Origin of the sequence: Elizabethkingia occulta, from assembly GCF_002023715.1 — a bacterium.
GTDB classification, from domain to species: Bacteria; Bacteroidota; Bacteroidia; order Flavobacteriales; family Weeksellaceae; genus Elizabethkingia; species Elizabethkingia occulta.
In genome coordinates this window covers 378,314-392,742 of record NZ_MAHX01000013.1, presented here as the reverse complement: position 1 = coordinate 392,742, position 14,429 = coordinate 378,314, and the positions used below count along the sequence as shown (strand labels likewise).

The 14,429-nt window shown below is 35.3% G+C and carries 15 protein-coding genes; 7 read left to right on the top strand and 8 right to left on the bottom strand.

Annotated features, from left to right (window positions below; all coding sequences use genetic code 11):
• Window positions 1-49: 49 nt before the first annotated feature.
• Window positions 50-280: a hypothetical protein gene (locus BAZ10_RS08195; RefSeq protein ID WP_078771631.1), complete on the top strand. Its 231-nt coding sequence runs from the start codon at window positions 50-52 to the stop codon at window positions 278-280.
• A 13-nt stretch (window positions 281-293) separates the two neighbouring features.
• Here the strand turns inward: BAZ10_RS08195 and BAZ10_RS08190 are convergent, their stop codons facing one another.
• From BAZ10_RS08190 to pyrH, 3 genes are all read right to left on the bottom strand, one after another.
• Window positions 294-1,877, bottom strand: a complete 1,584-nt coding sequence (locus BAZ10_RS08190; RefSeq protein ID WP_078771630.1) for a sulfatase family protein — start codon at window positions 1,875-1,877, stop codon at window positions 294-296.
• A gap of 90 nt (window positions 1,878-1,967) precedes the next feature.
• The gene (frr, locus tag BAZ10_RS08185) at window positions 1,968-2,522 is read right to left on the bottom strand and encodes a ribosome recycling factor (RefSeq protein WP_078771629.1); all 555 of its coding nucleotides are present in this window, start codon (window positions 2,520-2,522) and stop codon (window positions 1,968-1,970) included.
• A gap of 68 nt (window positions 2,523-2,590) precedes the next feature.
• Window positions 2,591-3,295: a UMP kinase gene (gene pyrH, locus BAZ10_RS08180; RefSeq protein ID WP_009087679.1), complete on the bottom strand. Its 705-nt coding sequence runs from the start codon at window positions 3,293-3,295 to the stop codon at window positions 2,591-2,593.
• A gap of 255 nt (window positions 3,296-3,550) precedes the next feature.
• Between pyrH and cmk the strand changes: the two genes are divergently transcribed.
• The 4 genes from cmk to BAZ10_RS08160 all read left to right on the top strand — a co-directional run bounded on the left by cmk (window position 3,551) and on the right by BAZ10_RS08160 (window position 5,566).
• A complete protein-coding gene (gene cmk, locus BAZ10_RS08175; protein WP_078771628.1) occupies window positions 3,551-4,219 on the top strand; it encodes a (d)CMP kinase in 669 nt (222 codons plus the stop codon).
• 163 nt (window positions 4,220-4,382) lie between these two features.
• Window positions 4,383-4,727, top strand: a complete 345-nt coding sequence (locus BAZ10_RS08170; protein ID WP_009087681.1) for a YtxH domain-containing protein — start codon at window positions 4,383-4,385, stop codon at window positions 4,725-4,727.
• Window positions 4,728-4,807: 80 nt separating this feature from the next.
• Window positions 4,808-5,116, top strand: coding sequence for a phage holin family protein (locus BAZ10_RS08165; protein WP_059323502.1), 309 nt, complete (start codon window positions 4,808-4,810; stop codon window positions 5,114-5,116).
• 3 nt (window positions 5,117-5,119) lie between these two features.
• Entirely contained in the window at window positions 5,120-5,566 is a 447-nt protein-coding gene (locus BAZ10_RS08160) for a hypothetical protein (RefSeq protein WP_078771627.1), read from the top strand.
• A gap of 136 nt (window positions 5,567-5,702) precedes the next feature.
• On the opposite strand, the gene BAZ10_RS08155 is transcribed toward BAZ10_RS08160, so the two are convergent.
• The gene (locus BAZ10_RS08155) at window positions 5,703-6,431 is read right to left on the bottom strand and encodes a TrmH family RNA methyltransferase (RefSeq protein WP_165689709.1); all 729 of its coding nucleotides are present in this window, start codon (window positions 6,429-6,431) and stop codon (window positions 5,703-5,705) included.
• Here BAZ10_RS08155 and tamL point away from each other — a divergent pair.
• Together tamL and BAZ10_RS08145 are read left to right on the top strand one after the other, a co-directional pair.
• A complete protein-coding gene (gene tamL / locus BAZ10_RS08150; protein WP_078771626.1) occupies window positions 6,420-9,017 on the top strand; it encodes a translocation and assembly module lipoprotein TamL in 2,598 nt (865 codons plus the stop codon). The genes BAZ10_RS08155 and tamL overlap by 12 nt on opposite strands.
• 24 nt (window positions 9,018-9,041) lie before the next feature.
• Entirely contained in the window at window positions 9,042-11,225 is a 2,184-nt protein-coding gene (locus BAZ10_RS08145; RefSeq protein ID WP_078771625.1) for a glycosyl hydrolase family 95 catalytic domain-containing protein, read from the top strand.
• 40 nt (window positions 11,226-11,265) lie between these two features.
• Here the strand turns inward: BAZ10_RS08145 and BAZ10_RS08140 are convergent, their stop codons facing one another.
• The 4 genes from BAZ10_RS08140 to atpG all read right to left on the bottom strand — a co-directional run bounded on the left by BAZ10_RS08140 (window position 11,266) and on the right by atpG (window position 14,356).
• A complete protein-coding gene (locus BAZ10_RS08140; RefSeq protein WP_034868812.1) occupies window positions 11,266-11,574 on the bottom strand; it encodes an ATP-dependent Clp protease adaptor ClpS in 309 nt (102 codons plus the stop codon).
• Entirely contained in the window at window positions 11,555-12,913 is a 1,359-nt protein-coding gene (locus BAZ10_RS08135; RefSeq protein ID WP_078771624.1) for a hemolysin family protein, read from the bottom strand. Before BAZ10_RS08135 ends, BAZ10_RS08140 begins: the two co-directional genes overlap by 20 nt.
• A 94-nt stretch (window positions 12,914-13,007) precedes the next feature.
• Window positions 13,008-13,418, bottom strand: a complete 411-nt coding sequence (locus tag BAZ10_RS08130; protein ID WP_078771623.1) for a GNAT family N-acetyltransferase — start codon at window positions 13,416-13,418, stop codon at window positions 13,008-13,010.
• A gap of 65 nt (window positions 13,419-13,483) precedes the next feature.
• Window positions 13,484-14,356, bottom strand: coding sequence for an ATP synthase F1 subunit gamma (gene atpG / locus BAZ10_RS08125; RefSeq protein ID WP_059343729.1), 873 nt, complete (start codon window positions 14,354-14,356; stop codon window positions 13,484-13,486).
• Window positions 14,357-14,429: the final 73 nt, after the last annotated feature.

Genomic DNA, 14,429 nt, shown 5'->3' with positions numbered 1-14,429 from the left:
TCGCTAATATTTTTGCTCGTATAAATCAACACCCAAATCTAAATCAGTTATGGCAAATTATTTTTGTAAATGTTGCGGTACCAAAGCCAATAGTATATCATCTCTGCTTTCCAGACGTTGCGACAGCAATCCTTCAGAAAAAAGACATTTGCTTTATGAAGGCGGACAGAAAACCCAGTACCATTGCGAATACTGTAGTGCAAAATCCTCCAGTTTAACGGTTTTATGCGTAGGCAAATGCAGCCATAATCCTAATGGCGGAACCCATATTCCGCTATAACAGATATTACTGATTAAAACTCAACAGCTGTAGTGTCCTTATACTTTTTGATTAGTTCCTTTAATTCCAGCTTTAGCTTATCTGCAGTCTTTTTATATTGCGGATCATGATACAGGTTTTTAACCTCATTAGGATCTTTACTCAGGTCATAAAGCTCCCAGTCTTTAATATCATAAAAATAGATAAGTTTATATTGTTTTGTCCGGATTCCAAGATGCTTTTCAACATGATGAACCGTATTCTCGTAATAGTGGTAATACAGTTTATCTTTCCACTTCTTTACTTTCTGTCCTGAAAAGAATGGCGTCAGGGAGTTTCCCTGCATATCATTCGGAACAGGTAAACCTGCAGCCTTCAGTATAGTGGGCGCCAGATCTACATTCTGTACCAAAGCATTTTCTGTTATATTTTCTTTAATGTGCCCAGGATAGCTCATCACCAAAGGAATCTGAAGCGAAGGTTCGTACATAAATCGTTTATCATACCAACCATGTTCCCCAAGGAAAAAGCCCTGGTCTGATGTATAAATAATCAATGTATTTTTATCCAATCCATTCTTTTTCAGATACTCCATTAGCTCCCCTACATTGTCATCAACAGATTTCACAGTTTTCAAATAATCATTCATATACCTGTTGTATTTCCATTTGAGTAAATCTGTTCCAATAGGTTTATTACTGTAATAAGCATCTGAAATTGGCTTATAATACTGATCCCACGCTGCTCGTTGTTCTTTGTTCATTCTGGATAAATCCGCTCCCAACCATGTAAAAGAATTATTACGCGAATCTCCGCCCGTTCCGGTTTCATCTTTTGCCTGTTTCAAATAAACTTTAAGGTCGTATCCCAAAAACATATTTTCAATTCTCATATCCTGCTTAAATGCAGCCTGAGAACGTGTTCTGTAATCATCAAAAAAAGTTTCTGGCAAAGGAAATTCCTTATCTTTTACATTGTTCAGATCTTTTGTATTAGGCAACCAGTTGCGGTGTGGTGCTTTTTCATGTAACATCAAAAATATAGGCTTACCTGAATTCTTTTGTTCTTCAAAAAGCTGAATTGCCTTTTCAGTAATCAACTCAGTTGCATAGCCCGGAACGGCCACTGTATCTTTTCCGTTAAAGAAACGTGGCGAATAATATTCTCCCTGATCAATAAGTATATCAAACTTATCAAATCCCTGAGGTACTGATCCCAAATGCCATTTTCCAATAATTGAAGTATAATAACCGGCTTCTTTCAGGTATTTCGGCAGCGTTGGCTGGCTTCCGTCGAAGACATCCTCATCATTGGACTTAAAGCCATTGATATGGCTGAATTTTCCAGTTAAAAAAACAGCTCTTGATGGTCCGCATATAGAATTGGTTACAAATGCATTGTTAAATTTGATTCCCTTCTCTGCTATCTTATCCAGATGAGGTGTCTCTATAAGATCATGTGAATAAGCACTCATAGCTCTTTTAGAATGATCATCTGTCATTATAAAAATAATATTCGGTTTCTGTTCCTTACTGCCTACATTATTCTTATCCTGCCCGTGTACACTTGCGGCAAAGAGCACAAGTCCCAGTATGATCCGATTAACATTTATATTCATGGTTATAATTTTTAACAAAATAAGTAAATCAAAAGCAATAAAAAAACCTTCCGGATGGAAGGTTTTATTTTATAAGAATAGCAATTATGATTATACTTTCATAATTTCAGCTTCTTTCACTTTTAATAACTCTTCAGCTTTTTTAATGTAGGCATCAGTAAGATCCTGAATTTCAGCTTCAGTACTCTTAATAATATCTTCAGAAACACCTTCAAGTCTTTTTAGTTCTTTATTTCCGTCCTGACGTGCATTACGGATAGTAACTTTTGTAGACTCCATTTCAGATTTAGCCTGCTTTGCAAGTTCCTTTCTTCTTTCCTCTGTTAAAGGCGGAACATTCAGGATAATCATTTCACCATTGTTAGAAGGTGCAAAACCTAAGTTGGAAACAATGATTCCTTTTTCAATAGCATTAATTGCTGTTCTGTCCCAAGGCTGGATTGCAATAGTCATTGCATCCGGAACAGAAACGTTAGCAACCTGATTAAGAGGAGTCGGAGCACCATAGTACTCTACCATAACATCCTGTACCATAGCAGTAGAAGCTCTACCCGCTCTGATTTTCTGAAAAGCATAGTCCAAGTGCTTGATTGCAGCATCCATTTCCTGCTTTACCGATGCTACGATGAGTTCTAATTCTTCCATAATATTATTATTTAGTTTAATAGTTTACGGTAATCACTAACCGCTAATAATTTTAATATCCGATTTGTTTAGTTTACTAGTGTTCCTACATTTTCACCTTCTACCAAACGTGTAAGGTTACCTTCTTTATTCATATCGAATACAATGATAGGCAATTTATTTTCATGGCTTAAAGTAAATGCTGTCATATCCATTACTTTAAGATTTTTTGCAAAAACTTCTTCGAAGCTAAGGTTTTCAAATTTAACAGCGTTTTCATTTTTCTCAGGATCCTTATCGTAGATACCATCTACACGTGTACCTTTAAGAATAACATCTGCATTGATTTCGATAGCACGCAATGTTGCAGCTGTATCAGTTGTAAAGTAAGGGTTACCAGTTCCGGCACCGAAGATTACAACTCTTCCTTTTTCAAGGTGTCTTACTGCTCTTCTTTTGATGAATGGTTCTGCAACCTTATCCATCTCAATAGCAGACTGAAGACGTGTTTTAATCCCCTGGTCTTCCAAAGCTCCCTGTAACGCCATTCCGTTGATAACAGTTGCCAGCATTCCCATATAGTCACCTTGTACTCTGTCCATTCCTGCTGCCGCACCAGATACACCTCTGAAAATATTTCCTCCTCCTATTACAATTGCAACCTCGCAACCTAAATCTACTACTTTCTTAATTTCCGTTGCGTAATCTTTCAGTCTCTGGCTATCGATACCATATTCCTGATTTCCCATAAGGGCTTCGCCGCTTAGTTTTAGGAGAATTCTTTTATATTTCATTCGTTAAGATTTTATTTTACTGCTCTTTAGCAGCCTGTATTTCATTAAAATGTAACCCCTGTGCGGATCATTACTATAAATAAAAACACAGAAATTTCATTTTTATTTTTTCGGTAGCAAATTTAATGAAATCTCACGAAATGCAACAGGTAAAATTATTTATTTGAAGAAGCTTCAAAATAATTTATTTTTGTACCAGAGAAAAGGATTGTCTGAGAACTTTTAAAGTTCTTTTATTAATATTTACACAAACTTATGACGAAGAAACCTGTAATTGCCATAGACGGATTTTCATCCACCGGAAAAAGTTCAATTTCCAAAATTATCGCCAGAGAATTAGGAATTATCCACATGGATACCGGCGCTCTTTATCGTGGTATTACAGTATTCGCTATTCAGCATTATCTGGAAAACAACAACATTAATATTCCTTTACTTATCAGTCATCTTAATGATATCAGCTTAGAGTTCAGAAATATCGACGGAAATCTTCAGTTATTCTTAAACAACAAGAATATTGACGCTGAAATAAGAGATCCGAAAGTATCCGATTATGTAAGTGAGGTTGCAAAACAGCCTGAAATAAGAGCTTTCTTGTTGTCGATGCAAAGACAAATGGCCGAAAATGGCGGAATTGTAATGGATGGAAGAGATATTGGTACTGTGGTATTGCCTGATGCTGATTACAAATTTTTTATGACAGCAAGTCCAGACGAACGTGCCATGCGCAGATATAAGGAATTATTGGCAGGTGGGACAGAAGCCCACCTGGAAGAAGTAAAAGCTAATTTGCTGATGCGTGACAAAATTGACAGTGAACGCGAAACTTCACCATTGAAGCAGGCTGACGATGCTATTCTTATAGATAACACCTATTTGAACAAAGAAGAAACTATTGCTTTAATATTATCTTATATCCGATAAATTTCTTACCTTTAAACAGAAAGATTATTTATTTGACTTATTAATAACATTTAACAAAATTTAAGATCCCAATACTTTCTTTGGTATATTAATTGTTTAAATATCTTTATCAAATTAATTTTTCAACCATACAACAAAATACTAACTCTAAAAATTATTTAAAATGGCAAAAGGAAAGAACACAGCAGGAATATTAGCAGGATTATTAGCAGGTGCAGCAGCAGGAGTTGTTTTAGGCATGCTATACGCACCAGAAGAAGGAAAAGCAACACGTAAAAAAATAAGATCTAAAGCAAACGATCTGAAAGATCAGGCTAAAGATAAATACGGAGATGTATCTGAGAAAGTAAAAGATCAGTACAATACTTTCGCTTCTCAGGCTAAAGATACTTATAACAAAGTAACAGAAAGCGTAAAAGAGGGTTTAGATAAATACAAAACTCAGGCTGCAGATAAAGCTAAAGAAGTAGCAAAAGACATTGAAACTGAATTAGATGGTCTGAAATAACCTGAATTTTAAAATATAAAGGGACTTTTTCAAGTCCCTTTTTTATTATCTTTTTGTATATTTACACAAAACACTTCCTTATGTTCGACATTATTTTCGACTATATAGAGAAAAAAATTGACCTCTTAAAGTTAGAAGTAAGTGAAAAAACAGTCATTTCGGCAGGCTTTCTAACCTTTCTGACATGTGCTCTGATCGCTCTTATCTTCTTCGTGGTTCTGTTTAACATTGGGCTGGCCTTCTGGCTGGGCAAAATGATGGGAAATTATTCTTACGGCTTTTTTGCTGTTTCTGGTTTTTATCTGCTATGCCTTATATTAATTGTCATCTTCAGAAACAATATAAAAAGAACCGTTGCCAATTTTATTTTAAAATCTTTTAACGATTAAAAAATGGGAGCTAAGTATAACAGTCTTGATGAATTAGCAAAGAAAAAAGCAATTATGAGGGGAGAGATAAAAGACATGGAAAATCTTCTCCGCTTTAATAATGTAAAAGAATCACTTAGTGTAATTACTGGTGGTATTACCGATAAATTTCTTATTGAAAAACCTATCATAAACTCTAAAGGAGAAACCACTCAAAAAACAGGTATCAAGCTAAACGCCGAATCGATTAAAGATTCGATGGTTGACAATGCAATACGTCTTGGAACAGTTGCTTTGGTTACTAATTTTGCAAAGAAAAACCTTTACCACAGCAGTTGGAAGAAGAAAGTTCTGGGACTTGCTATTATCTATGGAGCTCCTATTTTATTGAGAAAAGTAACTTCTTTAATAGAGGACTGGCAGGAAAAAGAAGCTCAGCAGCAAGAAGGCAGTAAGGATTCTCTGATTTAGGGTCTTCTATTTTAACGTGAACTTGGCATAAACTAACTGAAAAGAAAAAACAATACAATGTATATGTTTTTTTTTGGGGGGGGGCCTATTTTAAATATGTTGACCAATATTTGAATGAACTTTTGTTGAATTCACCTTACTTTGCTCCAAAAATCTGACCCAATATAATCCCTGTAGCCATTGCTACATTTAAACTTTCAGTATTCTGTTTGCTGCCAAAACGCGGAATGCTAATCTTTTTATCAGCGAGTTCTTCTGTTACAGGACGGATTCCGTTTCCTTCATTTCCTAAAATAAGATTAAATGCTTCCGGAAAATCTGATTGGAAAACATTTTCTCCATCCATATCAGTAATATAATTAGGTATACTTTTATCTTGTAAAAACTCTGAAAGAGTTGTATATACAATATTTACTCGGGTAAACGATCCCATGGAGGCTTGTATTACTTTCGGATTATAAAAATCTACCGTATCATCGCTGCACACAATCTCTTCAATCCCGAACCAGTCAGCAAGACGAATAATAGTTCCCATATTTCCGGGATCCTGAATACCATCTAAAACCAGGCGTATTTTCTTTTCCTTATTTAGTTTTTGTTCTACAGGAATACACACTGCTACAGAGTCTTTCGGATGTTGAAGGAAACTTATTTTTTTTAACTCAGGTTCAGTAATTTGATAAACCTCTACATCTTTAAAAGCTAATTCATTGGGATTTACGGAGTAAACGGTCTGAATTTTGAATGCTGAATTTGGTAATTCTCTAATGATTTTATTACCTTCAACTAAAAACAAATTGTATTTTTGTCTGAATTTCTTTTTATCTAGAGATTGTAAAGTTTTAATGGTATTATGGGTAAGCATTCTTCAAAATATTTTCAAAAATATTACTTATTTTCGGCACCTGCAATTGCATTTTTTTTGCTCAACGCATGTTCTACCCGAAAAGTACCTGAAGACTCCTATTTACTGACCTCTAATAAATTTCAGTACAAAGACGGAAAATTATTCGAGGATAAGGTTCCGGATTTTGTCAATCAGAAACCTAATAAAAAATTTCTTTTTGTCGCTCCTATTGGTTTATGGGCTTACAATATGGCTAACCCGAAGCTGGACACTATACTCAATGAGTATATGACCTACCCTAGCCAAATGAGGACACAAAAACTGAGGGACTCTATTGCCTTAAAATACAATCGCCCTAATCTTGTTGGTAAAAATCTTTTCTGGGATAGGTTCCTGCATAATGTAGGACAGCAACCTGTTATATTAAATGAGGCTGCGACAGAAAAAAGTGCTGATAAAATCAGAAAATTCTTTGTATATAAAGGCTATTGGGATGCTAAAGTAACCGGAACTAACAAAATAGATTCTACAGGAAAAAAAGCATCTGCACTCTATCAGATAGAACATAAAGATCCTACTCTGATTAAGGATTACTATTATAATATTCCGGAAGAGCCTATACGTTTGCTTTATGAACAAAATTATTCCAAGAGTTTTATAAAAACAGGCAAGGTACTGGATCAGGAAGATCTGGAAAAAGAAGTTGCCCGTATTAACGATATTATGCGGAGTAATGGCTATTATAATTTTAATGGTTCTAATGAAGAGATCTTCTTTACGGCGGATTCACTGAAAAGCAGAAAAGAAGTCCCTCTTACTCTGGAATTCAAAAGAGACAGTGCACAGGATGGAAAACAAAAAAATCCTTACGTAATCAGCAAATTTTCAGATGTTAATGTTTATATCTCCGATGATCAGGTAAATAAAGGTGAGCTGAAACCTGAAAATTACGAAACGCTGAGAAAGATAAATTTCTACAATCCTGATAAAAAATATAAAAACAGAGCCTTGTGGACTGCTGTTGTCCTAAGGGAAGGAGATAAATATAACCAGAGGGAGATAGACCTTACAAAAAGGAATCTTGTGGGGATGAATAACTTCAACATCAACAGGTTCGAGATTGTACAGGAACAGGATAGTTTATTAAAAACCGATATCTACCTAACACCGCTACCAAAATATGAGTTTAAAATTGCAACGGATGTTCACTATTCTCAGATTCTTAACTTAGGTTTCTCTCCGAGTGTAGAACTTACTACACGTAATATATTTGGCGGAGCAGAAAACCTTAGTACAAGTTTTTCAGGAATTATAGGAACCACCAACAATGCTACAAACCCAAACACCTATTTTAATGCTTACGAACTTTCTGCACAGGTTGCTCTGAATGTTCCAAGGTTATTGGTTCCGTTTAAATACTACAAATTTATTCCCAAGAGATACACTCCGACTTCATCTATTGTTGTAGGATCCTCTATACAAAACAATATTGGTCTGGGCAGAATAAGCTTTAATATGGGGCTTAACTACAATGCTGCAGTTAATGATATTATTACACATCGTTTAACACTTTTCAACACCCAGTTTAACTTTACCCGTAATAAAGATAAATATTACGAACTGTTCCCGAGGGATGATGTCTATAGATCTTTAATGTTCGGAAAATACTTTGCGCAAAATCTGGCACTTGCTGAGCAATATTCTACCGGAAGAATAACAACGGATGAGGTAAGTAAAATTATTATGAGTGATGTCGCTTATCAGAATTCTATTGATGCTAAAAACGATCCTATTTTCACAAACTTTCAGCAATCATTGCTTAACAAAGAGCGACAGACTCAGGATGTAGTGATCAATTCCATGATCTATAATTTCACCTATAATGAGATTGGTAACAAGGCATATCCTAATCCGTCTTATTTTAGTTTCAAATTTGAAACAGCAGGTAATTTCTTAAGTCTTATAGATAAGAGTTTCAAAAGCTTTACTACTGGTATAGCAGGTGAAAATTCAGAAAAAGGACTATTTGGAGTACCTTATGCACAGTTCATGAAGTTTGATATAGATGCCCGAAAATATTTTAGTTTCTCTAATAGCAGAAGGACATTAGTTTTCAGACAATTCATCGGAGTTGGCATTCCATATGGAAACTCTCATGTTATGCCTTATATGAGATCTTATTTCAATGGAGGATCCAGTGATATCAGAGCTTGGCTTGCATTTGGAGGACTAGGTCCTGCAGATATTCAGGTTGACCAGAATGTACGTTCTTATATGCTGGATAATGTAAAACTAACCACAAATATCGAATATCGTTTTCCTATTTCCAAAATTGTAGAAGGTGCACTATTTACCGATGCCGGAAATATCTGGAGTTTGAAGAATACAGGAATTGGGGATGAATTCAAGTTCAATAAGTTTTATAAGCAATTGGGTATTGGATCCGGATTCGGATTCAGATTTAATATTGCTTATGTTACCCTGAGGCTGGATCTTGCTTATAAAATATTTGATCCCAATATGCCCGAAGGAGATCGTTGGAATTTCAAAAGGATAAAACCGCTACAACCAACCTTTAACTTTGCATTTGGTTATCCGTTCTAGAAAAACTACCATAACTATATAACCATGATCAAATGTCTAAAACTCATCTTATTTTTATGCTTCATTACAACCTATAACAGTCAGACCACAAATAACAATTCTCCACAGGAGCTATTTATTCAAAGTATCCGGAATACCAGTGCCCATAAAACTATTCCTTTAGGCAAGACCATTTATCAGGGAGTATTTACCGGAAATGGTCTGTTGGGAACAATGACTTATCTGAAAGATTCTTCCTCATGCAAAATTAATATTGGAAGAACGGATGTATATGACCACCGCAATGGTGAAGAAAATCTGTTTGAAAGACCCCGTATTCCGTTAGGATATTTTGAAGTAAAACTTTCGGACAATATTACTGATGCGGTAGGCAATATCGATTTATACAATGCTGAAAGCTCTGCAGAAATAAAAACCAATTCAGGGATTATCCGTATCAATGCTATTACTTTTTCTGAAGAGGATTATATCTTATTGCAGGTTGACGACCAGAATTATAAAAATAAATATGAAATTATCTGGGTTCCTGAAAAATCTGAAAGCCCGAGAAAGAATTTCTCCTACGCAAAACAACCTGAAAATTACTTACCTAATCCAACAGCAAAGATAACCAATCACAATAGTATAATTACCAGTTACCAGCCTATGCTAGCCGGCGGTGGCTACAGTGTAGCTTATACAGAAAGGAGATTGAATAATCTAAAGTATATCTTGATTGCTACCGATTATCAGCTCAATAATAATGAAGCAGGAAGAAATGCTGAAAAGAGATTAGCCACCTTTAAATGGGACAAACTTTCTTCTAAATTAAAAAATCATCAGACCTGGTGGCATCAATATTATACGAAGTCATCTTTCAATATTCCAGATCAGGAGCTACAGGATTTTTACAACTATCAGCTCTATAAACTGGCATCAGCAACCAGAGCAAATAAACCGGTAATAGATCTACAAGGTCCGTGGACCGATAAAACACCGTGGCCGGGGTATTGGTATAACCTCAATATGCAGCTGACATATTCCTCTCTTTATATGGCCAACCATCTGGAATTAGCAGAATCTTTGGTCAAAGCAATAGACCGGAATTACAATAGCCTGATAAAAAATGTTCCTAAAGAATACCAATATAATTCTATAGCATTGGGGAGAAGCGGAGGTCCTGATATGTATGCTCCTGTCAACGTCATAAAAGGCAGTAATGAATCCATTACCAATTCCGAAGCAGAGACAGGAAATCTTACGTGGCTTTTATACTATTATTATCAACATTATGATTTTACCCGAGATGAAGCATTGGGAAATAAAGTATATGATTTGCTGAAAAAGAGCATTAACTATTACCTTCATCTTCTTGGAAAAAATAAAAATGGAAAATACCAACTGGAAGCCAGGACTTACTCTCCTGAATATTCTAGAGGATATGCCTTCAATACTAATTATGATCTTTCTATACTTCGGTGGGGATTAAAGACTCTTATCGAAATGGATGATAAAAAAGGGAAAAAAGATAAGCTTCACCCACAGTGGCAGGACATATTACAAAACCTTATTCCTTTCCCGGTAAATGAAGGCGGTTATATGATCGCTCAGGATGTACCTTATACCGAATCTCATCGTCATTATTCACATTTATTGATGATATATCCTTTTTACGAAATCAACTGGGATCAGACAGAAAATCATAATATCATTGAAAAATCCATTAATACATGGCAAAGCAAGCCAGAAGCATTACAAGGATATTCGTTGACAGGACATGCCTCTATGAAAGCCATGATGGGACGTGGAAATGAATCCCGGGATATTATGAAAACATTTATCCAAAAGTTTGTAAAACCTAATACATTATATGCAGAAAGCGGTCCTGTAATAGAAACACCTCTTGCGGGAATGCAGAGTATCCAGGAGCTTTATCTACAATATTGGAATGGAATTACCCGCGTATTTCCTGCAGTACCGGAAGATTGGAAAGATATATCCTTTAAAAATCTTAGAACCAGCGGTGCATTTCTAATTTCTGCTATAAGAAAGAATGGTAAAAATACCGAAGTAAGTATATACAGTGAAAAAGGTGGTCAAATAAAAATAAAACCAAATTTTGAAGGGTTGTTTACTACATCAGGATCTGGCAATCTCATCCAACAAAATAATTCTGTCTATGTTTATGAAGTTCCGAAAGGAAAAACATTGACTTTAAAAGCGAACTAAAAAGAAAAGCTTTCCGTTGGGAAAGCCTTTCTTTTTTATTTTATACAATCTCAGAAGTCAGACCTCTGGATAATAATTTCTGATGCATAGGCTTCAGTAAATCCATTGCACCTGTTTTTACGGTACATTTACCTTTATAATGTACCAAAAGGGTACATTGTTCTGCCTGTTCCGGCGTATGTTTACAAATCTCTATCAAGCATTCAATAACAAAGTCAAAAGTATTGACATCATCATTATGCAGAACTAATTTATATACATCATCCGTCTGATCCAAAACCAATACTTCTTCTTCGTACTCTCGTTTTGGACTGTCATAATTCTGTGAATTAAGCTTCTCCCATTTCATCTGCAAGTCTTTCTTCAATTACAGGTTCCAAATATATCATCTCCACCATCTCTACACCACGGTTCTGCATTTTAAGAATTTTAAAATGATAGCCGTTGAGGTCAAACTCTTGATTTTCTTCAGGAATATCACTAAGCTCATGTAAAATAAAACCAGCCAGTGTGTTATATTGTTCCGGATTTTCTGGCAAGTCTACCGGAAGGTGCTCATTTATTTCTTCCAGTGGCTGAGATGCCTGTACCCAATAAACATTCTCCCCTACTTTCTCTACAATCTTTTCTTCCTCGTCTTCCTCATCCTGGATTTCTCCTACAAGTTCTTCAAGAATATCTTCTAGAGAAATAATACCTTCAGTACCACCAAACTCATCGATAACGATAGCTAAATGCTGCTTTTTAGTCTGGAAAACCTTCATAAGATCTGATATCTTTTTACTTCCAACAACAAACGTAGGCTCATGTAAAAGTGTTCTGATATCGAACTCATCCCATTCATCAAAATTCTTAATGTATTCCCGGATAAATTCTTTGGTATAAAAAATACCAACAACATTGTCTATAGATCCATCATATACAGGTATTCTGGAGTAACCACTTTCCAGCATTTTTTCGACAATATCCTTCTTATCATCATTGATGTTTATAGAAAAGATATTCTGGCGCGGTACCATAATCTGTTTTGCATTATGATCTGTAAAGTCAAATGCGTTTTTAATGATCTCGTAGTTCTCTTCTTCAATTTCCCCACTATCTGCACTCTGCTTTACTAAAAGTTGTAGTTCTTCTGTAGAGTGGATTTCATTTTCAGAAGCCGGATTAATTTTAATTAGCCTTAAAAACGCGTTGGAAATAGAATTCATTAACCAAATAAATGGTCTAAAAACATTATAGAATAAAATCATCGGGTAAGCCACAAAGAAAGTTGTGGATTCCGATTTACGTATTGCAATAGATTTGGGAACTAATTCACCAAATACAATGTGCATAATTGTAATGATCAGAAAACTACATACTACAGAAACAGTAGTAATGGTAGAGTCTGCAACGGCAAAACCAAAGCGGTGAAACAGATCTTCGAAAACATGATGTAATGCGCTTTCACCAACCCAACCTAAAGCAAGACTGGCAAGGGTAATCCCTAACTGTGTAGCGGAAAGGTATGCATCAAGATGCTTAATAATGTATTCTGCTTTCTTAGCAAGTGCATTGCCTTCTGCAGCTTTTATCTGAATTTGTGAATATCTTACTTTTACGATTGAAAATTCGGCGGCTACGAAGAAGCCATTAAGTAATACTAGGAAAAGGGCAATAAGAAGTTTGACAAAACTATCGGGGTCCATTTAATTTGTTAATAATATAATCAAATGCAAAGATATGTATTATTTTTTAATACACATTTTTAATTCCTGTACTTCCTGTGTTAACTTTTTATTATTATTGGAGTTCAAAGTAAATATATTCGCCTTCAGCAGATATTCCACGGTATATTTCATGAAAACCATTTTTTTTATAGAAACGAATTGCATTTGCATTCGCTGACAAGCATTTTAGTCCTAAAGGCCTCCCATATACTTCTGAAAGAAGGGTAATCAATTGTAAACCTATTCCTTTACTTTGATATAAAGGGTTAACAAATAAATAATGAATAAAATTATCCGGCTCCCACAAGGATATAAAAGCTATTACATCTTCTTCCGCAATGGCTTCGTAAACAACTTCACCAGCCAACGCATTTTTTAAGTCGGGTATTTCAGAAAGAAAAGGCATTTCATTCTGTACCATATTATAAATTCCCTGTATAACGGAATAGTCTTTATCTTTCTTTTCAACAATTTGAATAAACATATATAAAAATACAAAAAAGCGCTTACCCAAAGGATAAGCGCTTTTAATTATTTTGTTGAAATTTTTTAGCTGTTTTTCAAAGCTTCTGCTCCGGATACAATTTCCAAGATTTCGTTGGTAATCGCAGCCTGACGTGCTTTGTTGTAGAAGATAACCAGGTCATTTTTCAATGCCTGTGCATTATCTGTTGCTTTGTGCATTGCAGTCATCCTTGCACCATGCTCAGAAGCTACTGAATCTAGGATTGCTTTATAAACCTGAGTCTTGATAGATTTAGGAATTAAAGTTTCCAGAATTTCGGTGCGGTTTGGTTCGAAGATATAATCGGTTTCGATTGCACTCTTCTCAGCTTCTTTCTTTTCAGGCATTGTAATAGGAAGAAGTTTTTCTGTCTGTACTTCCTGCGTTGCCGCATTAAGGAATTTGTTGTACACCAGATATACTTCATCAAACACTCCCTGACGGAAATCTCTCATGATATCCTCAGCTACATGTGCTACGCCTTCAAAAGTTAAAGAATCGTAAAGATCGCTGTGGTTATCATAGATTTTCTTAGAAGCTCTGAAAGCATCAAACGCTTTTTTACCAATAGTCAACACTTCAACTTCAAAAGCTGAATTTTGCTGATACTGAGCATTAACTTCTTTGATAACAGAAGAGTTGAAAGCTCCTGCAAGACCTCTGTTAGAAGTAACTGCAATGAACAGGATTCTTTTAACTTCTCTTGGTTGTGCATAAACCGAAAGCGTTTCCTGATCTAGTGTAGAACTAACGTTTTCTATTATTTCCTGAAGTTTTTCGGAGTAAGGGCGAAGCATCACAATAGCATCCTGTGCTTTCTTTAGTTTCGCTGCCGAAACCATTTTCATAGCACTGGTAATTTGCATTGTAGATGAAATGGATGAAATCCTTCCTCGTATTTCTTTTAAGTTTGCCATTCTCTTTTATATAGTTGTTGGTTATTGGTTTCTGGTTGCCAGCTTATAACTGTCAACCAGAAACCATCAACTA

Coding starts and splice junctions, on each gene's coding strand:
- BAZ10_RS08165 (WP_059323502.1), top strand. CDS start 4,808: ATGTTCGACATTATTTTCGACTATATAGAGAAAAAAATTGACCTCTTA.
- BAZ10_RS08145 (WP_078771625.1), top strand. CDS start 9,042: ATGATCAAATGTCTAAAACTCATCTTATTTTTATGCTTCATTACAACC.
- BAZ10_RS08155 (WP_165689709.1), bottom strand. CDS start 6,431: ATGCTTACCCATAATACCATTAAAACTTTACAATCTCTAGATAAAAAG.
- BAZ10_RS08195 (WP_078771631.1), top strand. CDS start 50: ATGGCAAATTATTTTTGTAAATGTTGCGGTACCAAAGCCAATAGTATA.
- tamL (WP_078771626.1), top strand. CDS start 6,420: ATGGGTAAGCATTCTTCAAAATATTTTCAAAAATATTACTTATTTTCG.
- BAZ10_RS08190 (WP_078771630.1), bottom strand. CDS start 1,877: ATGAATATAAATGTTAATCGGATCATACTGGGACTTGTGCTCTTTGCC.
- frr (WP_078771629.1), bottom strand. CDS start 2,522: ATGGAAGAATTAGAACTCATCGTAGCATCGGTAAAGCAGGAAATGGAT.
- BAZ10_RS08160 (WP_078771627.1), top strand. CDS start 5,120: ATGGGAGCTAAGTATAACAGTCTTGATGAATTAGCAAAGAAAAAAGCA.
- BAZ10_RS08140 (WP_034868812.1), bottom strand. CDS start 11,574: ATGAAATGGGAGAAGCTTAATTCACAGAATTATGACAGTCCAAAACGA.
- pyrH (WP_009087679.1), bottom strand. CDS start 3,295: ATGAAATATAAAAGAATTCTCCTAAAACTAAGCGGCGAAGCCCTTATG.
- cmk (WP_078771628.1), top strand. CDS start 3,551: ATGACGAAGAAACCTGTAATTGCCATAGACGGATTTTCATCCACCGGA.
- BAZ10_RS08130 (WP_078771623.1), bottom strand. CDS start 13,418: ATGTTTATTCAAATTGTTGAAAAGAAAGATAAAGACTATTCCGTTATA.
- BAZ10_RS08170 (WP_009087681.1), top strand. CDS start 4,383: ATGGCAAAAGGAAAGAACACAGCAGGAATATTAGCAGGATTATTAGCA.
- BAZ10_RS08135 (WP_078771624.1), bottom strand. CDS start 12,913: ATGGACCCCGATAGTTTTGTCAAACTTCTTATTGCCCTTTTCCTAGTA.
- atpG (WP_059343729.1), bottom strand. CDS start 14,356: ATGGCAAACTTAAAAGAAATACGAGGAAGGATTTCATCCATTTCATCT.